A 24,929-nucleotide genomic window follows, 5' to 3' on the forward strand; every position below is an offset into this window, starting at 1 on the left:
GGACCCCCGATAACCGTCGTTCAGGTCATAGCGCAGTTCGCCCGAAATGCTGGCGACTTGTTCGCCACTCGACAGTTATATGTGTCCCGTGAATGAGCGCCCCGCCCCGCCACACGATGCTTACCGAGAGATCGGTGACCGTTCCCGGTTCATTGACGAACCGCACCCGCCCCGGCTCCCGGCCGACCTTGGACCGAGGGTTCGGCGATATGTGGGACCTGACCTACTTCGCACCGGCCGAACGGCGGCGCCGTACGGAGACCAGGGCGGCGCCGGCGCCCGCGGCGAGCAGGCCTGCCCCCGCCAGGGCGATCCCCGCCGGTGCGCCCGTGAACGGCAGCCCTCCGGGGATGTGGCCGGACGGCGCGCCATCCCGCAGCACGGGGATGTGTGGCGGTGCGATGTCCCGCGGCGTCTTCCCGGCAGGCGTGAAGCCCCCCTGCGGGGTGGTCGTCTCCCCTGGCGGGTTCACCACCGGCCCGGAGGCGTCCCTCGGGTCCGGCCGTCCCCCCGGCTGAGCCGGCCCCCCGGGTGCGTTCCCCTGTCCCGGCCATCCGGGTTGTCCGGCTCGTTCGGGCTGTCCGGGCCGTCCGGGGGCGTTCCTGCCACCGGTGACCACCCCTGGCACGACGACGGACAACGCCACAGCGGGATCTTCCGGTGCCGTTCCCCTGCCCGGCCTCCTCGGGCAGGGGACGGGGACCGGTTGCCCGCAGCCGCCCCGGGGCGACACCCCGTCTCCCTCGCGCGCCCCGTCTCCCTCGCACGCCTCGCCGTACTCATGGACCTCCTCGCCCGCGCGCGCGCCGTCGTCCGCGGGCGCTCGGGTGTTCGCATCGCCTGGGCCCGCCTGCCCGGCCTCGTCTGCCGGGCCGGCAGGAGCCTCCTCGCTGACCCCACTGGTCGCGGTGGCCTTCCTGTCACCGCACGGGGTGGCCTGCCGGCTGCACGCGGCCCGATCGCCGGCGTCGTTCCGGCAGTGGTGGGCACGGCCACCCTCATCTGCCTCCCCGCATCGGGGCTTCTCGAGGCAGCCGTGGTCGGTCCGCTTCAGCCGGTTGCCTCGGCAGCCAGGGCCTACCGGCCAGTCGCGGTTGATGTGGCTCGGCCCGCAGACGGCCGGCCCGTGCCGAGGTATGAAGATCGCCAGCGACGCGGCGAGGACCGGCGGGGTGAGACTCGTGTTCTCCCACGCTGTGGCCTTGGGCGGCGGGCAGGGCGCCGCGACCGCGATCGCACTGGTGCCCAGCGCGAGGCCGCCCGCGGCCGTCAGCGCCAGAAGAATTGGTCCCGCATGCTTCCGTGTCACCTGGACTCCCATTAACTGTTGTTCAGGTCTGTACGGCATTCGCCCCGATCAGGTGCCGTATTTGCCAGCCAACAGTTATATTCGGCGGGGCCGGGGCCCGTTCCCTCATCTACCTATTGCTTACCGAATCATCGGCCGCCGTTCCCGATTCGTTGACGTTCGGCCCGCGTTTCGTCCGCATCGGCTCTCCCAAGGAATGCCGCCGACCTCGGCGGTGCCAAAGAATTCACCGATCTCCGGCGAACGGCCGCCGCCTCCCGTCGAACGAGGCGATACTCGACCTGTGCTCACCGACCTGACTTCACCATGAGGACTCTGCGCGCCATCGGCGAGCTCGGCATCTCCGTGGGACTGGTGCTGCTGCTGTTCTACGCGTACCTGCTCTGGGGCACCGACTCCTACACCGAGGGGCAGCAGCACACGCTGCAGCGGCAGCTCGACCATATGTTCAGTCGCGAGACCACAGGGAAGAGGGGCGGCCACGCCCTGGGCAGGATCAGGCTCGGCCACGCCCTCGCGCTGCTCCGCATCCCACGGCTCGGTTCCGATTACAAGTACGCCATAGTCGAGGGCGTGGGAGCGGATGAGCTGCGCAAGGGGCCCGGCCATTACCCCGGTACGGCGATGCCCGGCCAGATAGGAAATTTCGTGATATCCGGGCATAGGACTACCTATGCGGCGCCGTTCAACCGGGTCGACGAGCTACGACGCGGCGACGACATCGTGGTGGACGCGGCGGACGCGCGGTATACCTACCGGGTCGACCACAAGGAGATCGTGGACCCGACCGATCTGGCCGTCGTCGACCCCGTGCCCGGACACCCCGCGCTGCGACCGTCGAAGGCGATGATCACGATGACCACCTGCCACCCGAAGTATTCGGCACAGCGACGCCTGATCGTGTACGGAGTGCTCGCCACCCGCGAGGAGCGCTCATAAGGGGATGGGCATGTACGGATTCATCTGGCGACGGCTGCCCGGCGGCACCGCGGCACGGGTGGTCGTGTCCCTGCTGCTGATCGGTGCCGTGGCGGCGCTGCTCTGGTACGTCGTGTTCCCCTGGCTGACGCCGCTGCTGCCCCTCGACGCGATCTGATCGGCCCGGCCCCCTGGAAGGGACGGGCCGGGAACTGCGATCAACGACCGATGTTGGCCTCGTGGCCGATGGCCAGGCCGGAGTCGACGTCGAAGAAGTGCAGGTTGTGCGTGTCGACGACCAACTCGACGTCCTGGCCGGGGCGGACGTGGCTGCGGGCGTTGACACGCGCAGTCCACAGGGACTTGTTGCCGCCCAGCGGCAGCGAGGTCTCCTCCTCGTCGCCGTCGTGCTGAGCGGCCATCGCGTCCTTGTGCTCGACCGGCGGAGCGTCGATCGTGAACAGCACGTTGATCTCGGAGCCCAGCTCCTCGGTGACGTTGGCGCGGACCGGCACACGCACCCAGCCGCCGATGCTGCCGTGGGCCGCGCGGGAGTCCTCGAAGTCCGACGGACGGATGCCGAGGATGATCTTCTTGCCGAGGTAGCGGTCGAGGCCCGGCTTCTCCGCGAACGTCGAGTCGGGGACGGGCAGCCGGTAGCCGGCGAAGACGACCGCCGCGCCGCCGTTGTCCCGGATCAGATCGGCGTAGGTGACGTTCATGGCCGGGGAGCCCATGAAGCCGGCGACGAACAGGTTGACCGGGTTGTCGAACAGGTTCTGCGGGGTGTCGACCTGCTGCAGCACGCCGTCGCGCAGCACGCAGACGCGGTCGCCGAGGGTCATGGCTTCGACCTGGTCGTGGGTGACGTAGACCGTGGTGACACCGAGGTTCTCGTGCAGTTGGTTGAGCGAGGCGCGCATGGAGACACGGAGCTTGGCGTCCAGGTTGGACAGCGGCTCGTCCATGAGGAAGGCCTGCGGCTCACGGACGATGGCGCGGCCCATGGCGACGCGCTGGCGCTGACCACCGGACAGCGCGGCCGGCTTGCGCTTGAGGTACTGCTCCAGACCGAGCATCCGGGCGGCCTCGCCGACCCGCTTCTGGATCTCCGGCTTGGACATCTTGCGCAGCTTGAGACCGAAGGCGAGGTTCTCCTCGACCGTCATGTGCGGGTAGAGCGCGTAGTTCTGGAAGACCATCGCGATGTCCCGGTCCTTCGGCGGCAGGTGGTTGACCACCCGGTCCCCGATCAGGATCTCACCGCCGCTGATGTCCTCCAGCCCGGCGACCATGCGCAGCGCGGTGGACTTGCCACACCCGGAAGGGCCGACCAGCACCATGAACTCGCCGTCCCTGATCTCGAGGTCGAGGCCGTTCACGGCCTTCACCCCGCCCGCGTAGATCTTGTCGACCTTGTTCAGAACGATCGATGCCATACCGGCCCCCTGGATAGAGAAGATGTGGATACGTTTTCACAACTGTCCCGTGAAACCCCGGTCAGTGTCAAGATTTCGATTGATTCGGCCATGAAACTATGATGGAATCGTTCCCATGAACGGTCCAATGCAGCGCCGTATGACGATCAAGGACGTGGCGGAGGCAGCGGGTGTCGGGGTGGCGACGGTGTCTCGCGTCCTGTCGGGCGGCTCGGCGAGCGCGCAGACGCGGGAGCGTGTGCTGGCCGCCGCCGCGCGGCTGGACTACCACCCCAGCGCACTCGGACGCAATCTGCGCCGGCAGCGGACCGGCGGCATCGGCCTGCTGATCCCGGACATCACCGATGCCTTCTACGCCAAACTCACCGACGGCGTGCTCTCATGCGCCCGTTCGTACGGCGAGCCGGTGACGGTGGGCGTCACCGGCGACGACCCCGAGCGGGAGGCCGAACTGATCGGCGCGCTGATCGAGCAGAGCATGGACCGGGTGATCGCCGTCCCCTCACGCGACGGGGAGACGGCCGGGGAAATCTGGGCGCCGGCGCTGCGGGCCGGGCTGAACGTCGTCTTCGCCGACCGCCAGGTCCGGGCCGACGTGCCCAGCGTGGTCGCCGACGACGCGGCGGGCGTGCTGACGGCGATGGAGTACCTCATCGGCCTGGGCCACAGGAAGATCGCGTTTCTGGCGCGGCATGGGCAGTCGCGGCGAGTGGCCGCCTTCACCGACGCCCTGACCTCGCTCGGCGTCCCGGCCGATCGGGGACTCGTCGTGCACGCGCGAGCCAGCCGCGACTCGGCGTACGCGGCGGTCGCCGGGCTGCTGCAGAACCGGCCCGACGTCACCGCGCTCCTGGCCGGGGGCAACGTGCTCGGCGAGGCGGCCGTGCTGGCCGCGCGCGAGCTCGACGTGCGGATACCGAGGGACGTGTCGCTGATCATGTTCGACGATGTGCCGTGGGCGGAGCTGTGCTCTCCCCCGCTGACCGTGGTCGCCCGGCCGGCGCAGGACCTCGGCTACCGCGCGGCCGAGCTCGCGCTGCGGCAGGGACGCCGCCCCCGCACGGTCGCCCTGCCCACCGAACTGGTCGTACGGGCCAGCTGCGGACCTAGGGCGCGATGACCTTCTCGACCGCCTCGACTATCTCCGGTGCCTCCGGCTCGACACGCGGGCGGAACCGCGCGACGACCTCGCCGTCCGCGGCGACGAGGAACTTCTCGAAGTTCCACTGGACATCCCCCGCCTCCCCCGAGGCGTCCGGGACCTCGGTGAGCGCGACGTAGAGCGGGTGCCTGCCCGGGCCGTTGACCTCCGTCTTCTCCAGAAGCGGGAAGTCCACGCCGTAGGTCGTCGAGCAGAACTCCCTGATCTCTTCGGCGGAGCCGGGCTCCTGGCCTCTGAACTGGTTGCACGGCACGCCGATGACGGTGAGCCCGCGGGACCCGTACGTCTGCCGCAGCCGGACCAGGCCGTCGTACTGCGGCGTCAACCCGCACCGCGATGCCACGTTGACCACCAGCGCGGCCCGGCCGCCGAGCAGATCGCCGAGCGTCGCCGACTCGCCGTCCAGTGTGTTCACAGGGATCTCGAGGATGCTCATGCCGTGACTCTAACCGCGCCCCGCACGAGGGTCGGCGAAGGGGGCTGGATCGGCAAAGAATCACCCAGCACGGTCCGGCGTCGGGGGCTTACGGCCGCATGCGCGTATTTCAATCCCGCTGAGGACCCGTCGCGGCGCCCACCGGGAAACCGGATCCGGTGCAGGCCGAGCGGACGGCCGCGCTCAGCCATGGGCGCGGTACGGCACGGCGGGCACGGTGTCTGCCGCCGCCCGCCCTCCGCACGCGACCCGACGACAAGGACCGACTTGGACAGCAACAGAAGCGCGCGACGTGCCGCGGCCACCGCCGTTGTCGCCTTCGCCGTCACCGGCTTCGCCAACTGCCCACCGACATGGGCGCGGGAGGGGGTCCCCCCGGGGACCCATCCGCCCTCGGCCGCTCACCTGGGAGTGTGGCGGACCCAGGCCAAGGCGGACACCCGGAAGGCCCGCCGGGCTGACACCAAGGAGCGCAGCAAGGCCTTCGCCTTCCGGCTCGTGACCCGGCGCTCCTGGTCAGGCGACCAGTTCCAGTGCCTGGACAGCCTCTGGACCAGGGAGAGCAACTGGGACCACCGAGCTCACAACGCGGGCTCGGGCGCTTACGGGATCCCCCAGGCACTGCCCGGCAGAAAGATGCGCTCGGCCGCGAGCGACTGGCGGATCAACCCGCGGACCCAGATCAAATGGGGGCTGAGTTATATCGAAGCCCGGTACGGCTCGCCGTGCGGCGCCTGGGGCCACTTCCGGTCCCACAACTGGTACTGACGTCCTGCTCGCTCCCCGGGGGCGGCCGGCGCCGCCGCTACCCCTCTCGCCCGGCGGCCTGCTCCGCCCGCACGGCCATCGTCTGGACGAGCAACTCCAGGCCGAAGTCGAACTCCTCCTCGTGGTCGCAGGCCATCAGATCCGGTGCGAACGCGCTCACCATGGGGAACAGGGCCGGGTCCACCTCCGCCACCGCGATGTCGGGTCGCACCGGCGCGAACGTCGGGGTGACCCCCACCTCACGCAGCAGGGAGCCGACGATGTAGGCGATGAACACACGCAGCATCTGGACCGCCTCCCTGCCGTCGAAACCGGCGTCACGCAGGGTGGCCAGGGCGCGTTCGACCGGCAGCAGCCCGGCCGTCGACCTGAGCTGCCGACTCACCACGACCATGGTGCAGCGTGGATAGTGGTGGGCGATCTGCCGGAACGCCCTGGCCTGCATGCGGACCCGCTGCGTCCAGTGCGCCGCCGGGTCGTCGGTGAACTCGATCTGCGACAGCACGGTCTCGGCCACCGCGTCTAGCAGCGCCGACTTGTTCGGGACATGGTTGTACAGGGACATCACCCCGACACCCAGCTCCGCGGCGATCCGGCGCATGGACACCGCGTCGGCGCCCTCGCGCTCGATGACGGCGATGGCGGCGGTGACGATCCTGTCCCGGCTGAGCATGACCAGTTCCTCCCGCGCCGTTGACGTACGTACAGCGTACGTGACACGCTCACATGTACACGTACGGTGTACGTCAAGGAGGCTCCCGTGTCGACGCACGAGCTCTACACCATCCCCGCCGAGCTCTCCACCTGGGACGTGGAGATGGCCGGCGCCGCCCGCTTCACCTGGGAGTACGACGAGGGCCGCGATCGCATGCTCGCCCTCTACCAGAAGGGCAAGGACAAGCAGTGGGACTCGGTCAAACGGATTGACTGGGACCTCGAGGTCGATCCGTACGACATCCTCGGCATTCCCGACCAGACGATCGCGATCTACGGCACCCCGTTGTGGGAACGGATGGACGAAAAACAGCGCCGGGATGTGCGCAGGCACGGCGCGGTCTGGCAGTTCTCCCAGTTCCTGCACGGCGAGCAGGGGGCCATGATCTGCTCGGCCCGGATCGTCGAGTCGGTACCCGATCTGGACTCCAAGTTCTACGCCGCCACTCAGACGATGGACGAGGCGCGGCACGCCGAGACCTATGCCCGGTTCCTGCAGGAGAAGGTCGGGCTCGCCTACCCGATCAACAAGCATCTGAAGGCGCTGCTGGACAGCACGCTCAGCGACTCCAGGTGGGACATGCCCTACCTCGGCATGCAAGTGCTGATCGAGGGGCTGGCGCTGGCCGCCTTCGGCGTGATGCGCGACATCACCACCAAGCCGCTGCCCAAGCAGATTCTGGCGTACGTGATGCAGGACGAGGCCCGGCACGTCGCCTTCGGCCGGATGGCCCTGCGCGACTATTACAGCAGCCTGTCCGAGGCCGAACTGCGCGAGCGTGAGGACTTCGTCATCGAGGGCTGCTACCTCATGCGGGACCGCCTGCGCGGCCAGGAGACGTGGGAGAACCTCGGCCTGTCCAAGCAGGAGGTCGCCGAGGCCATGGGGTACGTCGACCAGTCCGAATATCTGCGACTGTTCCGGTCGCTGCTGTTCAGCCGCATCGTGCCGTGCGTGAAGGACATCGGACTGTGGAGCCCCCGCCTGCAGCAGGCCTACGCCGACATGGGCGTGCTGGAGATGGCCGGGCAGAGCCTCGACGCGCTGATGAAACAGGACGAGGACATCGCCGACAAGCTGGACGCCGAGCGCTTCGCCGCCGAGGAGGCCGAACGCCACGCGGAGGTCGCCGAGACCATCGACGCGGCCCAGGGGAACTAGTCGGTCGTGATCGGTACGGCTCAGGCCGCCGCGGCGATCACCACGGCCAGTGCGCCGACGACCACGGCCAGCGTGCCCAGCCAGGCCAGCCGGGCGTCCGCGGTGACGTCGAGGGGGTGACCCTCGCGCATCGCCCGCTCCACCCGCCGGAACCGGACGCCCGTGCGGACCAGCAGCACCGCGCCGCTGAGCGCCGCCAGCGCGAAGGGCGCCACGATCCAGGCAGGGGCCTCGTGGCGCAGCGCCACCCCCGCCGAACCCAGCGCACCGGCGGCCAGGAGCGCCGCCGTGCGGACCCAGGCCAGCCGGGTGCGCTCGCTCTGCAGGCCCTTGTCCGCCATGGTCGAGTCACCTGTTCACGAGGACGAACACGAGCGCCAGCACCGCCACGGCCGCCACGCCGTACCCCAGGAGGGGGGCGAGCGCGGGCGGCGGGAGCGGCTCGTCCCGGCGCAGCGCCACCTGGATTCGCCGCCACCGAGGATAGGCGGAGCCGGCCGCCACGGCGGCCAGCAGCACCAGCACGACGGCCAGCGGCGTGCGCACCCACGATCCGAAGACGTCCGCCGGCGCCACCGCCAGGCCGATGCCCCCTGCGCTCAGAGCGAGCGAGGTGCTGAGCCAGGTGAGAAACGTGCGTTCGTTGGCCAGCGTGAACCGCGGATCGGGTTCGTTCCCTTCCATGGCAATCAGGCTAGTTCTGCCGTATTTCCCCTGGATTTACCGGGGTTAGGACGTCAGCGTCCCCAGTCGTCCTCGTGTCGCTGGCCGAGTTGCTGTTCGTCCGGGCGCAGGCGCTCGCCGGTGGCGTACATCGGATCCGGGACGTACGGCCGGGCCACGCCGAGGCCGAGGGGGTCATCGGGGTCCACGTCGGGCTCGGGCGAGGGGGCGGCTACCAGGCGATCCGGAGCGGAGGCCCCGCGGGCGACGAGCACGTCGTTGGAGACGGGTGGGGGGATCGGCGGCCGAGCGTACTGTCCTGTGCCCGGGTAGTCGGGATAGTCCTGGTACGGAGCCTGGTCCTGCTGATAGGGCGTGTTGTCCTGGTAACCCTGCTCCTGGTAGCCCTGGTCCCGGTAGGCGACCTGCTCCTGGTAGCCCTGATCCTGGTAACCCTGGTCCCGGTAGCCGGCCTGTTCCCGGTAGCCCTGCTCCTGGTACGCCGCCTGGCTCTGATAGGCGGTTTGATCCTGGTAGGCGGCGGTCTGGTCCTGGTACGTCCCGTGTTCCCGGAAATCCTGGTCCTGGTAACCCTGGTCCTGGTAGGCGACCTGATCCTGGTAACCCTGATCCCGGTAACCCTGATCCTGAAAACCCTCGTGCGGCGGCGCGTATCCCTCTGGGCCCGCAGGGGCCGGTCCATCCGGGATTTGGGGACCCGAGATCTGGGCGTCCGGGATTTGGGCATCCGGGATCTGGGGGCCCGGGAACGGTCCGGTCGCCGGATCATCGACGCCCTCGCCATCGTGGCCGCCGACCTCGGCGAGCCCTTCGTCGAGGGTGTCGATCAGACGGTCCACTTCGGCCATCGGCATCCGGAAACTCGCGGTGCACATCTCGCCGCGCCACAGACTCAGCACCAGCGTGCCTTCGTGCCAGGTGACCCGGAGCACGCGGTCCTGACCTCGGGCGTCGAAGAACACCTCACCGAACGACGGCAGCGGGACAACTTCTGACATGGCAGACATAGTGCCTTTACCTGGCCTTATCCGTCCACTCGACCTCTGTAGGTCACCACTGATCTCGAAAGCGTGCGGATTCAGTGTGCCATGCCGATCGGCGTCGGGTTTCTGGAACGTCAGGATGTGCCCAGGTGGTCACGCAACGAATGTCGGTGGCAGCGGGTACGGTTCTTCCCGTGCCCAAAGACCTGCCGCCCGTCGAAGAGTTGCTCACCGTCGCTGTGAAGGCGCTCGGGGGGGCCGAGCGTCTCGGACAGGTCAAGATGGCCCAGGCCGTTCAGCAGGCGGTGGAGGACGGCGAGCACCTCGCGGTGCAGGCCGGCACCGGCACCGGCAAGTCGCTGGCCTACCTGGTGCCCGCGATCCGGCACTCCGCCGAGACGGGCGATGCGGTCGTGGTCTCGACCGCGACGATCGCACTGCAGCGCCAGCTGGTGGACCGTGACCTCCCCCGGCTCGCCGACGCGCTGGAGGCCCACCTACCGCACCGGCCGGAGTTCGCCATTCTCAAGGGCCGCCGCAACTACCTGTGCCGGCACAAGATGAGCGCCGACATGCCGGACGACGAGGAGGAGCAGCTCTTCGACCCGCGCGAGGTCAGCGCGACCGGTCGGATGGTGCAGCGCATCCTGGACTGGGCGAACGAGACCGAGACCGGCGACCGCGACGAGCTGGTGCCCGGTGTGAGCGACCAGGCGTGGCGGCAGTTCTCGGTGAGCGCCAGGGAGTGTCTGGGCGCGCAGCGCTGCCCCAGCGGCGGCGAGTGCTTCGCCGAGTTGGCACGCGAGCGCGCGGGAGAGGCCGATGTCGTGGTGACCAACCACGCACTGCTGGCCATCGACGCCATGGAGGAGTTCGCGGTCCTGCCCGACCACGACGTGGTGATGGTGGACGAGGCACACGAGCTCGTCGACCGGGTGACCTCGGTCGTCACCGGAGAGCTGTCGGAGAACAGCGTGGCCCTGGCCGCCCGCCGGGTGGGCAGGCTGATCGAACAGGGGCTGGCCGACCGCCTTCAGGAGGCGGGCGAGGACCTGCGCGCCCTGCTCGCCGTGGCCCCGCCCGGCCGGATCGACGACCTGCCCCGGTCACTGGGCGCGACACTCGCGCTGGTGCGCGACGCGGCGTCCGCCTGCCGTACGGCCCTGGGCCCGCGAGGTAAGGATGACCAGGACGCGGCGGCGCGCAAGGCCGCCTTCAGCATGCTCGACGAGATCCACGACACCGCGCAGCGGATGCTCGACGCGTTCGGGCCGCCGCCGGAGGGCGGCTCGACGAGTGATTCCGGCGGCGGTTCCGACGGCGACTCCGGGGGGAGCGTGTCGGAGATCGACCGGGCCGAGGTCGTCTGGCTCGATCCTGCGCACGAGCACGGACGTGGCCGCATCCCGCCGGCCCTGCGCGTGGCGCCGCTGTCGGTCGGCGGCATGCTGCGCGACAAACTTTTCGGCGAGCGGACGGTCGTTCTGACGAGTGCGACGCTTGCGCTCGGCGGCACGTTCGACGGGCTGGCCCGCCAGTGGGGCCTGGGCGCCGACGACTGGACCGGTCTCGACGTCGGCTCACCGTTCGATCACCCGCGCCGGGGCATCCTCTACGTCGCCACGCACCTCCCGCAGCCGGGCCGCGACGGGCTCCCTGAGGCGTATCTGACCGAGATCGTCGAACTGATCGAGGCGGCAGGAGGACGGACGCTCGGGCTGTTCTCCTCCATGCGGGCGGCCAAGGCCGCCACCGAGGCCCTGCGCGAGCGGCTGGAGGTGCCGTTGCTGTGCCAGGGGGACGACTCCACGTCGCAGCTCGTCAAACAGTTCGCGGCCGACCCGGCGACCTGCCTGTTCGGCACGCTCTCGCTGTGGCAGGGCGTCGACGTGCCGGGGCCGTCGCTCTCCCTCGTCGTCATCGACCGGGTCCCGTTTCCCCGGCCCGACGACCCACTCACCTCCGCCCGGCAGCGGCACGTCGCCGCGAAGGGCGGCAACGGCTTCATGACCGTCGCGGCCACCCACGCCGCGCTGCTCCTGGCCCAGGGGACAGGCCGGCTGCTTCGCTCGATGGACGACCGGGGGGTCGTCGCCGTACTCGATCCGAGGCTGGCGACCGCGCGATACAGCGGGTTCCTGCTGAGCTCGCTCCCTCCGTTCTGGCGCACCACCGACCCGGCCAAGGTCCGCGACGCCCTGGGTCGGCTCAGCGCCGCCGCAGGGGCGTGACCGGGTCGCCGACGGAGATCGCGCCCGTGTTGCGCGGCACGAGGCGGATGCCGAACCAGGTCTTGCCGTCCCACTTGCGGTGCCGCGCCAGCGTGCGCAGCGGTTCCCTGCCCTTCATGGCGGTGGCGGGATCGATCATGGTGACCGCGCAGCGGTCGCAGATCACGGTCACGCGGAAGTCGACCTCCCCGATCCGCACCTCCGCCCAGCCGTCCTCCTCGTACGGCTCGGCGCCGTCGATGACCACGCTGGGACGGAACCGCGCCATTTCGAGCGGCTGAGGGGGATCCTCGCCCCGCTCAGCGGCGCCTTCGATGATCCACTCGTCGAGCCGCTTCAGCGACGAGAGCGAGGTGAGCAACAGCGGCGCGTCGGAAGCGAAGCTCACCGTGTCGCCGGGTAACCCGCCGTGCCGGGGAGCGACCGGTCGGCGACGTGGGTCATCCAGCCATACGAGTCGTGCCGGGTGACCCAGCAGCCAGGTGAACCAGCCGTGGGCCTGCGGGGCGGCCAGCACCGCATGATCGAGACCGCTGAAGCCGACAGGGACCCTCTGCCCGCCCTCGGCCGGAGGAAGGGTCAGATCCGGCATCCCAGGCGCGGTGAGCGCCAACCCGCCGTCGGCGAGGTTGCGGGCCGTCACGGTGAGCTTCTTGGGGAACTCGCCGAGCCGGAGGTCGTCGCCGCCCGCACCGATCACGGCCCAGCGGCGATCGCCTGCCAGTCCCCAAGGTTCGACCACCGCGCTCTCTCGGGAGCTCCCAGACCCTGACTTGAGCGGATAAATCCGGATGTCAGATAGCTGCATGATCGCATTTTAGGTCGCCATTGCAAGATCACGAAGGGAATTTCGGCTGGCCAGGGCGGGTGCGAGCAAGAAACTACAAGATCACGAAGGGGGTGTCCACAGGTCAGAAGGCATGTGTGCGAGCAAGTGCAAGATCACGCGGGGGGTGGGGGGAGGGGGGTGAGATCGGGGCGCTTGGGGTCGAGGCCGTCACCGGAGGACCTGCCGCGAAGCCGGCGGCCGATCCACGGGCCGAGGTGCTCCCTGAGCCAGCGCGCGTCCTCCCGGCGCCTGGCCCGGGGGTCCGCCCACTCGCGCGGCGGCCACGTCTTGCGCCAGTCGTCGTCGATCGGCACGCCCAGCACGTCGAGCACCTTCGCCGCGACCAGGCGGTGGCCCTCGGCGTTCATGTGCAGGCGGTCCTCGCTCCACGCCCGCCAGTCCCGCAGGCCCTGCATCGACCACTGGTCGATCAGGCGGCAGCCGTACAGATCCGAGATCGAGCGGACGTGCAGGTAGAAGACGGCGAACTTGCCGCGCGCCCGGCGCATGATCGGTATGTCGCGCGGGTCGACGCCGGTGAACAGCACCACTTCGGCGCCGGTGGCGCGCAGGTCGCGTACGGCGGCCGCCAACGTCTTGGCCATCCGGTCGGGGTCGCTACCCGGCCGGAGCAGATCGTTGCCGCCCGCGCACAGGCTGACCAGATCCGGCCGCAGCTCGACGGCTCTGGGCACCTGATCCTCGATGATCTGGTCGATCAGCTTGCCGCGCACCGCCAGGTTCGCGTACCGGAAGCCGGGCTCGAGCTGAGCCAACCGCTCGGCCACCCGGTCGGCCCAGCCTCGAAATCCCGTCGTCCCGGCGGGACCGGGGTCGTTCAGCCCCTCGGTGAAGCTGTCGCCGACCGCCACGTACGACCTGTAACCCATCGATCCCGCCCTGAACGTCTTTTTGCCGTTACGTTACTCCTCAGTATCCGCGATCGCGCGCAGCGCGAGCTCATAGGAGCGCATGCCGAAACCGGCGATCGTGCCGGTCGCCACCGCCGCCACCACCGAGGTGTGGCGGAACTCCTCCCGGGCGTTGGGGTTGGAGATGTGCACCTCGACCAGCGGCGCCGTACGCTGCGCGATCGCGTCACGCAGGGCATAGGAGTAGTGCGTGAACGCGGCCGGATTGAGCACGACGGGCGTGCGGCTGTCGGCCGCCTCGTGGATCCACGACACCATCTCGGCCTCGTCGTCGGTCTGCCGCACCTCCACCGAAAGACCCAGCTCGCGGCCGGTCTCCCGGCACAGGGCCGCCAGATCCTCGAAGGTCTGCGCGCCGTACACGTCGGGCTCCCGGCTGCCGAGCCGACCCAGGTTGGGGCCGTTCAGCACGAGCACCAGCCTCACCGTGCCACCTTCCTGTAGGCGGCCTCCAGCAGTTCCTCGGCCGGGTCCTCCAGGCGGGAGACCTGGGCGATCCCGTCGAGCACGATGAACCGCAGCTTCGCGCCGCGTGCCTTCTTGTCCACTCGCATGTGGTCACGCAGGTGCGGCCACGCGTCCCGCCGGTACGACGTGGGCAGCCCGACGGACTCCAGGATCGAGCGGGTGCGGTCGACCACGTCCTGGCCGATCCTGCCGTCCAGCCGGGACAGTTCGGCGGCGTAGACGAGGCCGATGGCGACGGCCTCACCGTGCCTGATGCGGTAGTCCTCCACCCGTTCGATGGCATGGGCCAGCGTGTGCCCGTAGTTGAGGATCTCCCGCAGGCCGCTCTCCCGCAGGTCGGCGCCGACGACGTCGGCCTTGACCTGGATCTTCCGTTCGATGAGCTCCCGGGTGTGCTCACCCTCCGGGGTGCAGGCGCCGGCCGGGTCGGCCTCGACCAGCGTGAGGATCGCCGGATCGGCGATGAACCCGCCCTTGATGATCTCGGCGAGACCGGCGACGTAGTCCTGGCGCGGCACGCTCACCAGCGTGGCCAGATCGCACAACACGCCCACCGGCGGGTGGAAGGCGCCTACGAGGTTCTTGCCCTCGGGAGTGTTGATGCCGGTCTTGCCGCCGACCGCGGCGTCCACCATGGCCAGCAGCGTGGTCGGGACCTGCACCACCCGCACGCCGCGCAGCCAGGTCGCGGCCACGAACCCGGCGAGGTCGGTGGTCGCTCCCCCACCGACGCCGACGACCGCGTCGGACCTGGTCACGCCGTACCGCCCGAGCGCGGACCACAGCCCGGCGGCGATCTCGACGCTCTTGGCCGCCTCGCCGTCCGGCACCGGCAGCGGGACCACCTCGTACCCTGCCGCCTCGATCGCGCCGCAGACCGGGCGAGCGATCTCCGGCAGCCCGGCCGGGTGGATCACCGCCACGCTCCGCACCCCGTCGCCCAGCAGGCCGGGCAGTTCGCCCAGGACGCCGGTGCCGACCACGACGTCGTAGGGGTTGTCGCCCCGCACGGTGATCCGCGTCGTGCTCACTGCTCCCCCGTTTCGCCGACGGTCTTCTCGGAGCTCGTCTCGGCGCTCTCCTCAGGGGCGATCTCGGCCGCGATCTGCGCGGCCACGTCCTCGGGGTCGCGTTCGTCGGTGGCGACCGTGATCGCGGCGAGGCTCTCGTAGATCGGGCGGCGCTCCTCCATCAGCTTCCTGAGCCGGCTGCGCGGGTTGAGCACCAGCAGCGGCCTGGCGGAGGCGAGGCCCACCCGCCTGACCGCCTGATCGAGGCCCACCCGCAGGTAGACGACGCGGCGGCCGGCGAGCAACTCCTGGGTCGGCTCATGCAGGATCGCCCCGCCGCCCAGCGACAGCACGCCCTCATGGCCGTGCACGGCCTCCCGAACGGCTGCCGCCTCCAACTCACGGAACCGGGCCTCGCCGTCCTCGACGAAGATGTCGCTCACCGACTTGCCCGCGACGGCCTCGACATCGCTGTCGGTGTCGCGGAACGGCACACCGAGGCGGTCGGCGAGAAGCCGCCCGACCGTGGATTTCCCCGAGCCCGGCGGGCCGATGAGAACCACGAGTGAATTCATGATCAGGACCTTATTGTGTTATTTGATCACCAGGGATGACAGGTACCCCGCGAGGTTGCGCGCGACCTCCTCGACGGAGTCGCCGCCGAACTTCTCGACCGCGGCGTCGGCCAGCACCAGCGCCACCATCGCCTCGGCGACGATCCCGGCGGCCGGCACCGCGCAGACGTCGGACCGCTCATGGTGCGCCTTGGCCGGCTCCCCGGTCAGCACGTCGACCGTCGCCAGTGCGCGGGGCACAGTTGAGATCGGCTTCATCGCGGCGCTGACCCGCAGCGGCTCGCCATTGGTCATGCCGCCCTCGATCCCGCCGGCCCGGTTGGTGATCCGGCGCACGCCCTCCGCGGTGTTCTCGATCTCGTCGTGGGCACGTGAGCCGGGGCGGCGCGCGGTCTCGAACCCGTCGCCGACCGCCACCCCCTTGATCGCCTGGATGCCCATCAACGCCGCGGCCAGGCGGGCGTCGAGCCGCCTGTCCCAATGGGTGTAGCTGCCCAGGCCCGGCGGCAGGCCGTACGCGATGACCTCGACCACGCCGCCCAGCGTGTCGCCGTCCTTGTGCGCCTTGTCGATCTCGGCGACCATCGCGGCGCTCGCGCCCGGATCCAGGCAGCGCACCGGGTCGGCGTCCACCGCGGCCATCTCGTCGGGGCCGGGAAGCACCTCGGGCGGGGCGCTCGCCTGCCCGATGGACACGACGTGGCTGACGATGTCGACGCCGATGGCCTGCTTGAGGAAGGCCCGCGCGACCTGGCCGAGCGCCACCCGGGCGGCGGTCTCCCGGGCGCTGGCCCGGTCGAGGACCGGCCTGGCGTCGTCGAAGCCGTACTTCTGCATGCCTGCCAGGTCGGCGTGCCCGGGACGGGGCCGCGACCGCGGCGCGTTGCGCGCCTGCCCCTCGAGGACGGCGGGGTCCACCGGGTCGGCCGCCATCACGGTCTCCCACTTCGGCCACTCGGTGTTGCCGACACGGAGGGCCACCGGCGAGCCGAGCGTGCGGCCGTGCCGTACGCCTCCGGAGATCGTCACGACGTCCTGCTCGAACTTCATCCGCGCACCCCGGCCGTAGCCGAGCCGCCGTCGGCGCAGCGCCTCATCGATCTGGGCGGTCGTCACCTCCACGCCCGCGGGCAGGCCTTCCAGGATCGCGAGAAGTTCGGGGCCGTGGGATTCCCCGGCGGTCAACCAGCGCAACATGGTGACAAGTCTTCCATGAGCGCCCGACTGCGCCGTCACCAGACACAGTGGTTGTGGACGAACGCCGCCGGCCCGGCTTCATTCGATGGGTGCGGCTGCCGCCGCGAGTGCGGCCACGAGCATGAACGGCCCGAACGGGAACTCGGTCTTGCGCGTCCCCCGCCTGGTGACCAGCAACCCCACCGCGTAGAGGGCGCCCAGAAGGAAGCCGCCCATCCCCGCCGCGACCGCCGTCTGCACCCCGAGCGCGCCGGTCAGCAGGCCGATCAGCCCAGCCAGCTTGACGTCGCCGAGACCGATCCCGGTGGGACGGCCGAACCACATCACCGCATAGAACGAGACGAGCACGCCCCCCGCCGCGATCGCGTCGAACCATCTTCCGGACGGCGCGAGCAGGGCCAGCAGCACCGGATAGGACGGCAGTGTGATCACATCCGGCAACCGCCAGGTCCGCCAGTCGATCACGGCGAGCGTGACGCCCACGACGACCGCGTACAGCCAGGCCGCCGTGACCCAGCCGCCCGCTCCCGGGACCCGCCAGGCGACCAGGGCGGCCGCCACCGCCGTCGCAGCCTCCACCACGTACGGCCTTCGGGGCACCGGCGCGGTCCGCACCGCCACGTCGAAGGCCTCCCGGATCTCTCCGGGATAACCGGCCGGGCCGAACCCGGCTGCGAAGGCACGGACGTACGCCCCGGCGACCAGCCCCAACGCCGAGACACCCGCGACGACAAGAGGAGTCACGCCGCCGACACTAGCGGCGGTCCCGCCTGCCCCACCAGCGCCTCTTGGAACGTTCGACGCTGTCGCCCGCCTCGATCCTGGCGACGGTCGCATCCGGTACGGCATGGGCGAACCGGGCGAGCGCGGCGGGATCGCGTCTGGCCTCCTCGACGAGCGAAAGCGCCTGCAGCATGCCGCCCTCGATCACGAACGGGATCGGGCCCGCGACGTCGACGACCACGGCCGCGGCCTCCTCATGCCGTGCGGCCTGACAGACCTGGGGGGCCGTGGCCTGCACCGGGCGTGCGTCCGGCCGCCACTTCTTCATCGGGTCGACCCCGGTGAACGCCAGCACCGCCTCCCTGCCGTCCCTGCCGACCAGTTTGGGGAGCGCCATCTCGCTCTCCTTCTCCTGGCGCAGGCCGTGTTCCCCCACCTCCGACTCGGTCAGCAGGGCGACCACCGGCACCAGCAACCTGGTCTCGGCGAGGGCGGCCAGCACGTCGGCGGCCGTAGCCGTACCGGCCTGGAACCCGGCCAGGGCCGAGGCGACCGCCTTGTCGGCGCCGCCGTCGTCGTCTGGGCGCAAGGGCTGCGGAATCACTGGCACGCCTGCCAATCCTAGTGCCGCCCCCTCACCTCCCCTCGCCCCACCCGTTGTTCACCTGACCTCAGACGCGCCGGCGCGGACCGAGAGCGGCCATTCGCTATCCGGATAACGACCCTCGCCTGACGGATAGCCGGACATGCCGCGGATGCCTACTCTCCAATATGGACATTCTTGACGGCCGGGTGAGAACCACCAGGGCGTAACGACAGGGCCGAGGAGACAGTGATGACGAATATCCAGATCATGGACCGCGCCGCCGACGCCGTGGCGCCGTCGCTCGCCCGTGAATACACGTCTCCGGTGCCGCACGTGCTTCAGGCGGCCAGTGTGATGCGCCACCGCGTGCAAGGTGTGCTGGCGGCCTGGGGAATGCCGAAGACCGCGGCCCAGGAGGCCCTGCTGGTGATCTCCGAGCTGGTCACCGAGGGCATCCTGCGCGGGCTGCCCCCGGTCGAACTGCGTCTTTCCCTGCGCCGTGACGGCGTGCGCACCGTCATGCGGGTAGAGGTCTCCGACTCCGGAGCAGCGCTCGCCCCGGCCTGGCCGGTCCGCGTGCCGCGGCCGGACGAGCATGGGTGCGGCAGCGCCGTCGTCAAGGCGTTGGCCGTCCGGTACGGCACCGACAGCCGCTCCGGCACGGTCACCCGGTGGGCCGACCTGCCGGCCTTCTGACGTCAGGGCCGTGCGGGTCAGCGGCGCAGCGTCTCCGAGGGAGTCTCTCCGAAGCGTTTCCGGTAGGCGAGGGAGAAGCGTCCGAGATGCATGAACCCCCAGGCGTAGGCGACATCCGTGACGGTCGTGGTGCCGGGGACGCCGGCGGTCAGTTCGGCGCGCACCCGGTCCAGGCGTACGTCCCGCAGATAGGCCATCGGCGTGGTGTCCAGATGGCGGCGGAAACCCTCCTGCAGCGCCCGCGCCCCCACCCCGACGGCCTCGGCGATGTCCTCCACGGTGAGCGGCTCGGCCGCGTGCGCCTCGATCAGCTCCATGGCGCGCTTCACGGCCGGTGGCGCGACCCGCGGCTGCTCGCCGAGCAGGGCCGGAGTGTAGTTGCTGGGCTGCGCCAGCAGCAGCTGAGTCATGAGCAGCCCCTCCACCTGCTTGACGGCCAGCGGCTGGCTCAGCATGCCACCGGTCTGCTCCGCCTCACCCCGCAGCAGGTCGATCACAGACAACCAGGACCGGGAGGCGGGCCGGGTCAGGTCCATGCCCAGTGTGAAGGTGAGCGGCCTGCGCAGCTCCCGCCCGAGCATCCGGCCGAGGTGGGCTGAGAGCGCGGAGCGGTCGAACTGCACCATGAGTTGCGGGTTCCCGGCCGACCAGTGCATGGACATACCTTCGGTCGGCGACAGCACGGCGGCGCACCCGGGCGTGGCCACGACTCGTTCCCGGCCGGCGGACACCTCGGCGGCGCCGGCGAGCGGGATCTCGACGAGGAAGAAGCTCTCCCACGCCGCCGCTGTGATCAGCACCTCGGCTCCGTAGTCGAGGTAGTAGAGGCCGGTTTCGTCGAACGACAAGCCGTTCATCCGGGTGTCGAGACGTGCCCCTCGTTCCGCGAGGTTCAACCCGTGGGGAGCGTAGGCATCCCCGACCCTGGCGCGCGCCTCGTCCAGGTCCTGTGTACGGAACCGCTCATGCGCGGCGAGCGGTAGCGGCTGAGCGGCCATGCCCACCTCCCCAGGATCAACGATCCGACAGGCACCAAGGCCCGGGGGGACAGCGTTCGCACCGGATCGGTGCTCAACTCGCATGATAGGAGCCACGACACGGCGGAGTCGACGAACTAGAACGCCTTCTCGTGCCCATCGGAGTCAGATTCATCAGATAAGGCGATGGCCTTGGGCCGTACCGACCGCCGTCGCCGGTGCGGCTGCCTTCAGATCGTCGAGCGGACGGCGTCTCCCCTCATCGCCCGAGCGCCAGATAACCGACCATGACGTTGGTGCTGACGAAAGGGCGTTTTCACAGCACCAACGTCATGGTCGATGTGTTCCGACAGTCGGCGAACCCTGGTCGCGGCGTCAGGAGAGGTCGGCGATGGCGATGACCGGGCCGCCGCCGGAGGGGCCCTGGTGTACGGCCGCCACCGAGACGAACACCGCCGGATCGCCGGTCACGCTCGCCACGACACCGCCGACGGTGGCCTTGATCTGCCGGTGCCAGTGCACATCGGAGTCGTCGAGCATGATGTTGCGGCGGCCGCGCACCCGCCCGGACGGGTCGGCCTCGCACTTCAGGAACAGGTTGACCAGCCGGTCACCGAGATCGCTCGGGTGCGGCCGCTCGGGCAGCTCGATGCCCGCGTCGCGGATGGCCGCCCAGACGCCGTCGGTGTCGAGGGCGTCCTTCATGACCGAATGCCCGGCGCGGTACCGCCCGCCGATGCCGCGCACGTTGCCGACCACCACGATCTGCGCGCGGTCGAGCTCCACGCCGCTGGAGCACGAGGCGACCGATGAGTAGAGCGACAGGTCCTTGTGGATCTGCTCGGCCGTCGGCATCTCGATCTCGCCGAGCGCCACGGCGATGCCGAGAGCCGTGGTGGAGTTGGAGATGTCCATCGACTTGAGCGTGTCCTCGGTGACGACCGTCTGGCCGCGCTCCTTCGCGTCGGTGATCGTGGCGAGCGTGAGCAGCGGCGTCTTGGTCTGCACGTAGTGCACGTCGGCCGGGTCGTCGATGCCCGCGATCTTCATGGCCTCCCGTACTCCGGCGGCGACCTTCTCCACCATCGCGGGCCTGCCGATGTCCTCGGGCAGGATGACCTCGCTCATGGCCACGCCGACGCTCAGGCGCGGCTCATCGGACTGTACGGCCTGGGCAGGGTCGATCGTCGCGAAGATCGTCGCGTGCGGGCTGAGCACGCCGTCGGTGCCGCCGGACCAGACGAGCGGCACCTGCGCCGCCTCTTCGGGCGTACGGGTGCCCTTGGCGACGAGAACCTCGCGGAAGGCGCGGTCGGCCAGGATCCGGGTGTAGTCGTTGACGCCGCCGTTGCCTTCGGTCTTGCCGATCACCGCCAGCACCCGGTCGGCCTCGATCACTCCGTCGTCGATGAGTCGTGCGAGTCCGGCAGCGTCGGTGACGCTCTCGATGGCGACTTTCCGTACCTCGATCGGATCCGGCATCTATTCCTCCACCCCTCTGGACACCCTTGTCCCGATATTTCCTGATAGGGCCTCGCCGATGTGTTCCAGCGAGGTGATCACGGCACGTTCCCCGCCCTGCTCGACGAACCGCAGCGCGGCCTCCACCTTGGGGCCCATGCTGCCGCTCGCGAAGTACCCCGCGTCCTGCGACTCGCGCAGCTCACGCACGGTCACCGCCTCGACGGGCTTGGCGTCCGGGCCGCCGAACCCGACGACGGCATGCGGCACATCTGTCGCGATGACCAGGTCGGTCGCCCGTACGGCCCGCGCCAGCACAGCGGCGGCGAGATCCTTGTCGATCACGGCCTCGACGCCGCGCAGTGTCCCATCGGGGTCGCGGACGACCGGCACTCCCCCGCCGCCGGCGGCGACGACCGTGTAGCCCATCTCCATCAGCGCGATGGCGGCCGGGGCGTCCAGCACCTCGACGGGATCCGGTGAGGCGACCACCCGGCGCCAGCCGCGTTCGAACCGCCGCCAGGTCTGCCCCTGCTCCTCGAAACGCCGGGCCTCGTCCTCGTCGAAGTACCGCCCGATGGGTTTGGTCGGACGCTGGAACGCGGGGTCGTCCGCGTCGACCAGGGTCCTGGTCACGACCGTGGCGACCCGGACCGGCTCGGGCGCCGGCGCCTGTTCGAGGGCGTTCATGATCAGGTTGCCGATCGTGCCCTGGGTCTGCGCCACGCACCAGTCCAACGGGACCGGCGGCACCGTGTGAGCGGCGAGCTGGTTCTTCAGGATCAGGTTGCCGACCTGGGGACCGTTCCCGTGGGTGAGCACGACCTGGTGGCCCGCCGACATGAGCGCGGCGACATGGGTCATCGCACGCCGGACGGCATGCCACTGATCCGCCGGTGCCGCGCTCCCGTCGGAGGTCGTCATGGCGTTGCCGCCCAGCGCGATCAGTACGCGTTTACCCACATCAGGCAAGCTATCCAGCCCGCGGCACGCCTTCATTGGCGACATTCGCCCACTGCGCACCTGTTCCTCGGCAAGGTTCGCTGAGGTCGCATTCAGGCGATCCGTACGCGTTGATCGGGCGGCAGAATCGGATCATGCCCCCTGTGAACGAGCAGCCCGAGAAGCTGGAAGCCACCGAGATGGGCGCCGCCTTCGCGGCCCGGCGCGAGCTCGGCCCGCAGTACGAGCTTGAGCTCGCCGAGTCGCTCGCTGACCGGATCAACGCGGTGATCGACAACCGGCTGGCCGCGCAGAAGGTACGGCGCCCGCCGCTGGACTGGGCCCAGATGACACTCGGCCTCGGATCCCTCTCTCTGGCGATCCCCCTCGTCGCGATCACCGCCGGTACGGGCGGCGGCACCGCCGCCATGCTTCTCATCTTCGCCGTGATCGCGGTCGTCAACCTCGCCTACGTCCTCACCCGCGCCCTCCACCGCCGCGACTGACGACCTTCGCCGGTATCCGTATCGGCATCATCCGATACGGATCTCGTCTTCGACGGCCTCGCAGACAAGCTGGTATTTGTCACCGTGCCCGGAGAGGAAGAAGGGTTCCTCTGATCGGCTTGTTCGGGGCCAGAGTGAACACAGCGTTGCCGTGCTCGGCAACCGCTTCCTCGATCCGTGGCAGGTTCGCCACAAGGAGCGCTGCTACGTCTTCAGCAGCGAGGATTCGCGTATCTCGCAGGATGACCTGACCACCGTCGGGCACGTCATGCCGGAAGCCGCGAGATACTTGGTCAGCTTCTTGTCGGAGGTCACCAGCATCCGAACGCTGGCACAGCACCACTCGAAGACCTCCTCGTCGCTGCTCTGCGCGAGTTCGACGTCCCACGTATGCACCACGTCGATGCTCGCGGCGCGGAGAGGCGGCATCAAAGACCGTTGAAGATTCTGATCGAGAAGGATCTTCACGCGCTCTCCGCCTGCGGGATGTAAATCTCACGCTGGATCAGGGAGAGGGCATAGCCGAGCGCCTGGCGGATGTCTTCGGGCTCGATGAAAGGGAACGCTTCGATGACGCGCTCGTCGTCCCAGCCGTTGACGTGCAGTTCCACCAGGTGCTCAGCCGTGAACCGGTACCCCCGGATACAGGGCTGGCCGCCCATCTTGCCCGGTTCCACGGTCAGGCGATCGAACCCGGGTACTGTCTGCGTCACGTGGGACGTCATTGAGCGAGGCGGTTGAGAAGGGACTGCCAGCGGTGGGAGGCTTCCACTGCCAGCTGATGGACCTCTTCGTCGCCGTCTGCACGGGCAAGGTGCTCGCCGATCGCGGTAACGACGATCTCCGGCACGCCGCGGCCTTCTATCCCGGCGTGGCGATGGAGAACCCTGGTCAGCTCGTGAGTCAGGTGAATGGTCATCATGCTCACGCCACCTCCATGCTCGCTGCAGGACAAGTCACGGAGAGCATACGGGTCCGCACACGGCGTTGGCAGAGGTTGGCTGGCGGGAGAACGCTCAGATCACGGCTGCCCAGCCGCGCTATGAAGAAGCGGGGGCACCCCGATTGGGCGCCCCCGCTGCTGTTGAGGTGACTGAAGGTCAGACCGCGGCGAGGGCGGCCTCGGCCTCGAGGGTCGTGGCGACGGCGTTGACGACCGCCGCGATCTTGATGGCCTCCTGGACCTGCTCACGGGACAGGCCCGCGGAGCGGACGACCTTCTCGTGGGACTCCAGGCACTGGCCGCAGCCGCCGATCGCGCTGACGGCGAGGCTCCACAGCTCGAAGTCGAGCTTGTCCACGCCCGGGTTGCCGATGACGGTCATCCGCAGCCTGGCCGGCATCGTGGCGTACTCGCCACCGATCAGGTGGGCCGAGCGGTAGTAGACGTTGTTCATCGCCATGATGCTCGCCGCGGCCTTGGCCGCGGTGTACGCCTCGGCCGACAGGAAGTCGGCCGCCTCGCTCGACACCTCGGCGATCACCCGCTGGGACTTCGTCGCGACCGCCGTGGCGAGCAGCGTCCCCCACAGCTGCTGCTCGCTCAGCGACGAGGTGGTGACGAGCGATCCCAGGTTGAGCTTGATGTCCTTGGCGTACCCGGGCAGGGCGCCCTTGAGGTTGTCGATGGACATCAGGCGCCCGCCAGCAGCTTCTGGGCGTCGAGCGTCTCCTCACCCTTGTTCCAGTTGCACGGGCAGAGCTCGTCGGACTGGAGGGCGTCGAGGACCCGCAGGACCTCCTTCACGTTCCGGCCCACCGAGCCTGCCGTGACCATGGTGAACTGGATCTCGTTGTTCGGGTCGACGATGAAGGTGGCGCGCTGGGCGACGCCGTCCTCACCGAGGACGCCCAGCTCCGACGTCAGCTCGCGCTTGATGTCGGACAGCATCGGGAACGGCAGCTCGCGCAGGTCGGGGTGGTTCTTGCGCCAGGCGTGGTGAACATATTCGGAGTCGACGGAGACACCGAGCACCTGGGCGTCGCGGTCGGCGAACTCCTCGTTCAGCCGTCCGAACTCGGCGATCTCGGTCGGGCAGACGAAGGTGAAGTCCTTAGGCCAGAAGAAGACGACGCGCCACTTGCCGTCGTAGGTCTTGTGGTTGATCGTCTCGAACGCCTTCTCAGAGTCGAGCGAGACGCAGGCGGTGAGCTCGTACTCGGGGAACCGGTCACCCACGGTAAGCATATGAATCCCCCCTCCTCCGGGACGTCATCGTCC

At 69.6% G+C, this 24,929-nt stretch carries 31 protein-coding genes; 8 read left to right on the plus strand and 23 right to left on the minus strand.

Annotated elements, in window-relative coordinates:
* Positions 1–223 precede the first annotated feature (223 nt).
* On the minus strand, positions 224–1,309 hold the full coding sequence (locus ACFHYQ_RS14200; RefSeq protein WP_394301597.1) for a hypothetical protein: 1,086 nt from the start codon (positions 1,307–1,309) through the stop codon (positions 224–226).
* A 306-nt stretch (positions 1,310–1,615) separates the two neighbouring features.
* Here ACFHYQ_RS14200 and ACFHYQ_RS14205 point away from each other — a divergent pair, with 306 nt between their 5' ends.
* Both ACFHYQ_RS14205 and ACFHYQ_RS14210 read left to right on the plus strand, forming a co-directional pair.
* The gene (locus ACFHYQ_RS14205; RefSeq protein WP_394301598.1) at positions 1,616–2,248 is read left to right on the plus strand and encodes a class E sortase; all 633 of its coding nucleotides are present in this window, start codon (positions 1,616–1,618) and stop codon (positions 2,246–2,248) included.
* Positions 2,249–2,258: 10 nt separating this feature from the next.
* Positions 2,259–2,405, plus strand: a complete 147-nt coding sequence (locus tag ACFHYQ_RS14210; RefSeq protein ID WP_394301599.1) for a hypothetical protein — start codon at positions 2,259–2,261, stop codon at positions 2,403–2,405.
* 40 nt (positions 2,406–2,445) lie between these two features.
* Here ACFHYQ_RS14210 and ACFHYQ_RS14215 read toward each other — a convergent pair whose 3' ends face one another.
* A complete protein-coding gene (locus ACFHYQ_RS14215; RefSeq protein WP_394301600.1) occupies positions 2,446–3,666 on the minus strand; it encodes an ABC transporter ATP-binding protein in 1,221 nt (406 codons plus the stop codon).
* Between the two features lie 115 nt (positions 3,667–3,781).
* Between ACFHYQ_RS14215 and ACFHYQ_RS14220 the strand changes: the two genes are divergently transcribed.
* Positions 3,782–4,786, plus strand: coding sequence for a LacI family DNA-binding transcriptional regulator (locus tag ACFHYQ_RS14220; RefSeq protein WP_394301601.1), 1,005 nt, complete (start codon positions 3,782–3,784; stop codon positions 4,784–4,786).
* Here ACFHYQ_RS14220 and ACFHYQ_RS14225 read toward each other — a convergent pair.
* Positions 4,773–5,264: a glutathione peroxidase gene (locus tag ACFHYQ_RS14225; RefSeq protein WP_394301602.1), complete on the minus strand. Its 492-nt coding sequence runs from the start codon at positions 5,262–5,264 to the stop codon at positions 4,773–4,775. The genes ACFHYQ_RS14220 and ACFHYQ_RS14225 overlap by 14 nt on opposite strands.
* Positions 5,265–5,531: 267 nt before the next feature.
* On the opposite strand from ACFHYQ_RS14225, the gene ACFHYQ_RS14230 reads away from it, so the two are divergent.
* On the plus strand, positions 5,532–6,032 hold the full coding sequence (locus ACFHYQ_RS14230) for an aggregation-promoting factor C-terminal-like domain-containing protein (RefSeq protein WP_394301603.1): 501 nt from the start codon (positions 5,532–5,534) through the stop codon (positions 6,030–6,032).
* A 37-nt stretch (positions 6,033–6,069) separates the two neighbouring features.
* Here the strand turns inward: ACFHYQ_RS14230 and ACFHYQ_RS14235 are convergent, their stop codons facing one another.
* Complete coding sequence (locus tag ACFHYQ_RS14235) at positions 6,070–6,705, minus strand: TetR/AcrR family transcriptional regulator C-terminal domain-containing protein (protein WP_394301604.1); 636 nt, start codon at positions 6,703–6,705, stop codon at positions 6,070–6,072.
* Positions 6,706–6,792: 87 nt separating this feature from the next.
* Between ACFHYQ_RS14235 and ACFHYQ_RS14240 the strand changes: the two genes are divergently transcribed.
* Entirely contained in the window at positions 6,793–7,908 is a 1,116-nt protein-coding gene (locus ACFHYQ_RS14240) for a ferritin-like domain-containing protein (RefSeq protein WP_394301605.1), read from the plus strand.
* Positions 7,909–7,928: 20 nt separating this feature from the next.
* Here the strand turns inward: ACFHYQ_RS14240 and ACFHYQ_RS14245 are convergent, their stop codons facing one another.
* Genes ACFHYQ_RS14245 through ACFHYQ_RS14255 form a run of 3 tightly spaced genes read right to left on the minus strand, consistent with a single transcriptional unit; the run spans position 7,929 to position 9,590 of the window.
* Positions 7,929–8,249, minus strand: coding sequence for a DUF202 domain-containing protein (locus ACFHYQ_RS14245; RefSeq protein WP_394301606.1), 321 nt, complete (start codon positions 8,247–8,249; stop codon positions 7,929–7,931).
* Between the two features lie 7 nt (positions 8,250–8,256).
* On the minus strand, positions 8,257–8,592 hold the full coding sequence (locus ACFHYQ_RS14250) for a YidH family protein (RefSeq protein WP_204017132.1): 336 nt from the start codon (positions 8,590–8,592) through the stop codon (positions 8,257–8,259).
* A gap of 53 nt (positions 8,593–8,645) precedes the next feature.
* The gene (locus ACFHYQ_RS14255; protein ID WP_394301607.1) at positions 8,646–9,590 is read right to left on the minus strand and encodes a hypothetical protein; all 945 of its coding nucleotides are present in this window, start codon (positions 9,588–9,590) and stop codon (positions 8,646–8,648) included.
* Positions 9,591–9,739: 149 nt separating this feature from the next.
* Between ACFHYQ_RS14255 and ACFHYQ_RS14260 the strand changes: the two genes are divergently transcribed.
* Entirely contained in the window at positions 9,740–11,806 is a 2,067-nt protein-coding gene (locus tag ACFHYQ_RS14260; protein WP_394301737.1) for an ATP-dependent DNA helicase, read from the plus strand.
* Here ACFHYQ_RS14260 and ACFHYQ_RS14265 read toward each other — a convergent pair.
* From ACFHYQ_RS14265 to ACFHYQ_RS14300, 8 genes are all read right to left on the minus strand, one after another.
* Positions 11,784–12,614 (minus strand): MOSC domain-containing protein, encoded by an 831-nt coding sequence (locus tag ACFHYQ_RS14265; protein ID WP_394301608.1) that lies wholly within the window; start codon positions 12,612–12,614, stop codon positions 11,784–11,786. The genes ACFHYQ_RS14260 and ACFHYQ_RS14265 overlap by 23 nt on opposite strands.
* Before the next feature lie 134 nt (positions 12,615–12,748).
* Positions 12,749–13,525 carry an SGNH/GDSL hydrolase family protein gene (locus ACFHYQ_RS14270; RefSeq protein WP_394301609.1) on the minus strand — a complete coding sequence of 259 codons (777 nt, stop codon included), beginning with the start codon at positions 13,523–13,525 and terminating at the stop codon, positions 12,749–12,751.
* Between the two features lie 33 nt (positions 13,526–13,558).
* Positions 13,559–13,993 carry a type II 3-dehydroquinate dehydratase gene (gene aroQ, locus ACFHYQ_RS14275; protein ID WP_394301610.1) on the minus strand — a complete coding sequence of 145 codons (435 nt, stop codon included), beginning with the start codon at positions 13,991–13,993 and terminating at the stop codon, positions 13,559–13,561.
* Positions 13,990–15,066 (minus strand): 3-dehydroquinate synthase, encoded by a 1,077-nt coding sequence (gene aroB / locus ACFHYQ_RS14280; protein WP_394301611.1) that lies wholly within the window; start codon positions 15,064–15,066, stop codon positions 13,990–13,992. The genes aroQ and aroB overlap by 4 nt, the downstream gene beginning before the upstream one ends.
* Positions 15,063–15,620, minus strand: coding sequence for a shikimate kinase (locus ACFHYQ_RS14285; RefSeq protein WP_394301612.1), 558 nt, complete (start codon positions 15,618–15,620; stop codon positions 15,063–15,065). Before ACFHYQ_RS14285 ends, aroB begins: the two co-directional genes overlap by 4 nt.
* 18 nt (positions 15,621–15,638) lie before the next feature.
* Positions 15,639–16,817 carry a chorismate synthase gene (gene aroC, locus ACFHYQ_RS14290; RefSeq protein WP_394301613.1) on the minus strand — a complete coding sequence of 393 codons (1,179 nt, stop codon included), beginning with the start codon at positions 16,815–16,817 and terminating at the stop codon, positions 15,639–15,641.
* A gap of 78 nt (positions 16,818–16,895) precedes the next feature.
* Complete coding sequence (locus tag ACFHYQ_RS14295) at positions 16,896–17,561, minus strand: prepilin peptidase (protein WP_394301614.1); 666 nt, start codon at positions 17,559–17,561, stop codon at positions 16,896–16,898.
* Positions 17,562–17,571: 10 nt separating this feature from the next.
* Entirely contained in the window at positions 17,572–18,150 is a 579-nt protein-coding gene (locus ACFHYQ_RS14300; RefSeq protein ID WP_394301615.1) for an SseB family protein, read from the minus strand.
* A 225-nt stretch (positions 18,151–18,375) separates the two neighbouring features.
* Here ACFHYQ_RS14300 and ACFHYQ_RS14305 point away from each other — a divergent pair, with 225 nt between their 5' ends.
* Positions 18,376–18,822, plus strand: a complete 447-nt coding sequence (locus ACFHYQ_RS14305; RefSeq protein ID WP_394301616.1) for an ATP-binding protein — start codon at positions 18,376–18,378, stop codon at positions 18,820–18,822.
* 17 nt (positions 18,823–18,839) lie between these two features.
* On the opposite strand, the gene ACFHYQ_RS14310 is transcribed toward ACFHYQ_RS14305, so the two are convergent.
* From ACFHYQ_RS14310 to ACFHYQ_RS14320, 3 genes are all read right to left on the minus strand, one after another.
* Positions 18,840–19,820: an AraC family transcriptional regulator gene (locus tag ACFHYQ_RS14310; protein WP_394301617.1), complete on the minus strand. Its 981-nt coding sequence runs from the start codon at positions 19,818–19,820 to the stop codon at positions 18,840–18,842.
* Positions 19,821–20,174: 354 nt separating this feature from the next.
* Positions 20,175–21,281, minus strand: a complete 1,107-nt coding sequence (gene bar, locus ACFHYQ_RS14315) for a barbiturase (RefSeq protein WP_394301618.1) — start codon at positions 21,279–21,281, stop codon at positions 20,175–20,177.
* Positions 21,282–22,223 carry a carbamate kinase gene (locus ACFHYQ_RS14320; protein ID WP_394301619.1) on the minus strand — a complete coding sequence of 314 codons (942 nt, stop codon included), beginning with the start codon at positions 22,221–22,223 and terminating at the stop codon, positions 21,282–21,284.
* A 134-nt stretch (positions 22,224–22,357) separates the two neighbouring features.
* Here ACFHYQ_RS14320 and ACFHYQ_RS14325 point away from each other — a divergent pair, with 134 nt between their 5' ends.
* Entirely contained in the window at positions 22,358–22,708 is a 351-nt protein-coding gene (locus ACFHYQ_RS14325) for a hypothetical protein (RefSeq protein WP_394301620.1), read from the plus strand.
* 204 nt (positions 22,709–22,912) lie between these two features.
* On the opposite strand, the gene ACFHYQ_RS14330 is transcribed toward ACFHYQ_RS14325, so the two are convergent.
* The 5 genes from ACFHYQ_RS14330 to ACFHYQ_RS14350 all read right to left on the minus strand — a co-directional run bounded on the left by ACFHYQ_RS14330 (position 22,913) and on the right by ACFHYQ_RS14350 (position 24,896).
* Entirely contained in the window at positions 22,913–23,176 is a 264-nt protein-coding gene (locus ACFHYQ_RS14330; protein WP_394301621.1) for a DUF5615 family PIN-like protein, read from the minus strand.
* Entirely contained in the window at positions 23,173–23,421 is a 249-nt protein-coding gene (locus tag ACFHYQ_RS14335; RefSeq protein WP_394301622.1) for a DUF433 domain-containing protein, read from the minus strand. Before ACFHYQ_RS14335 ends, ACFHYQ_RS14330 begins: the two co-directional genes overlap by 4 nt.
* Positions 23,422–23,429: 8 nt before the next feature.
* Positions 23,430–23,636 carry a hypothetical protein gene (locus tag ACFHYQ_RS14340; protein ID WP_394301623.1) on the minus strand — a complete coding sequence of 69 codons (207 nt, stop codon included), beginning with the start codon at positions 23,634–23,636 and terminating at the stop codon, positions 23,430–23,432.
* A 172-nt stretch (positions 23,637–23,808) separates the two neighbouring features.
* On the minus strand, positions 23,809–24,342 hold the full coding sequence (gene ahpD / locus ACFHYQ_RS14345) for an alkylhydroperoxidase, AhpD family (protein WP_394301624.1): 534 nt from the start codon (positions 24,340–24,342) through the stop codon (positions 23,809–23,811).
* On the minus strand, positions 24,342–24,896 hold the full coding sequence (locus ACFHYQ_RS14350; RefSeq protein WP_394301625.1) for a peroxiredoxin: 555 nt from the start codon (positions 24,894–24,896) through the stop codon (positions 24,342–24,344). Before ACFHYQ_RS14350 ends, ahpD begins: the two co-directional genes overlap by 1 nt.
* Between the last annotated feature and the right edge of the window lie 33 nt (positions 24,897–24,929).

It is taken from the genome of Sphaerimonospora cavernae (assembly GCF_042435035.1).
Lineage (GTDB): Bacteria > Actinomycetota > Actinomycetes > Streptosporangiales > Streptosporangiaceae > Sphaerimonospora > Sphaerimonospora cavernae.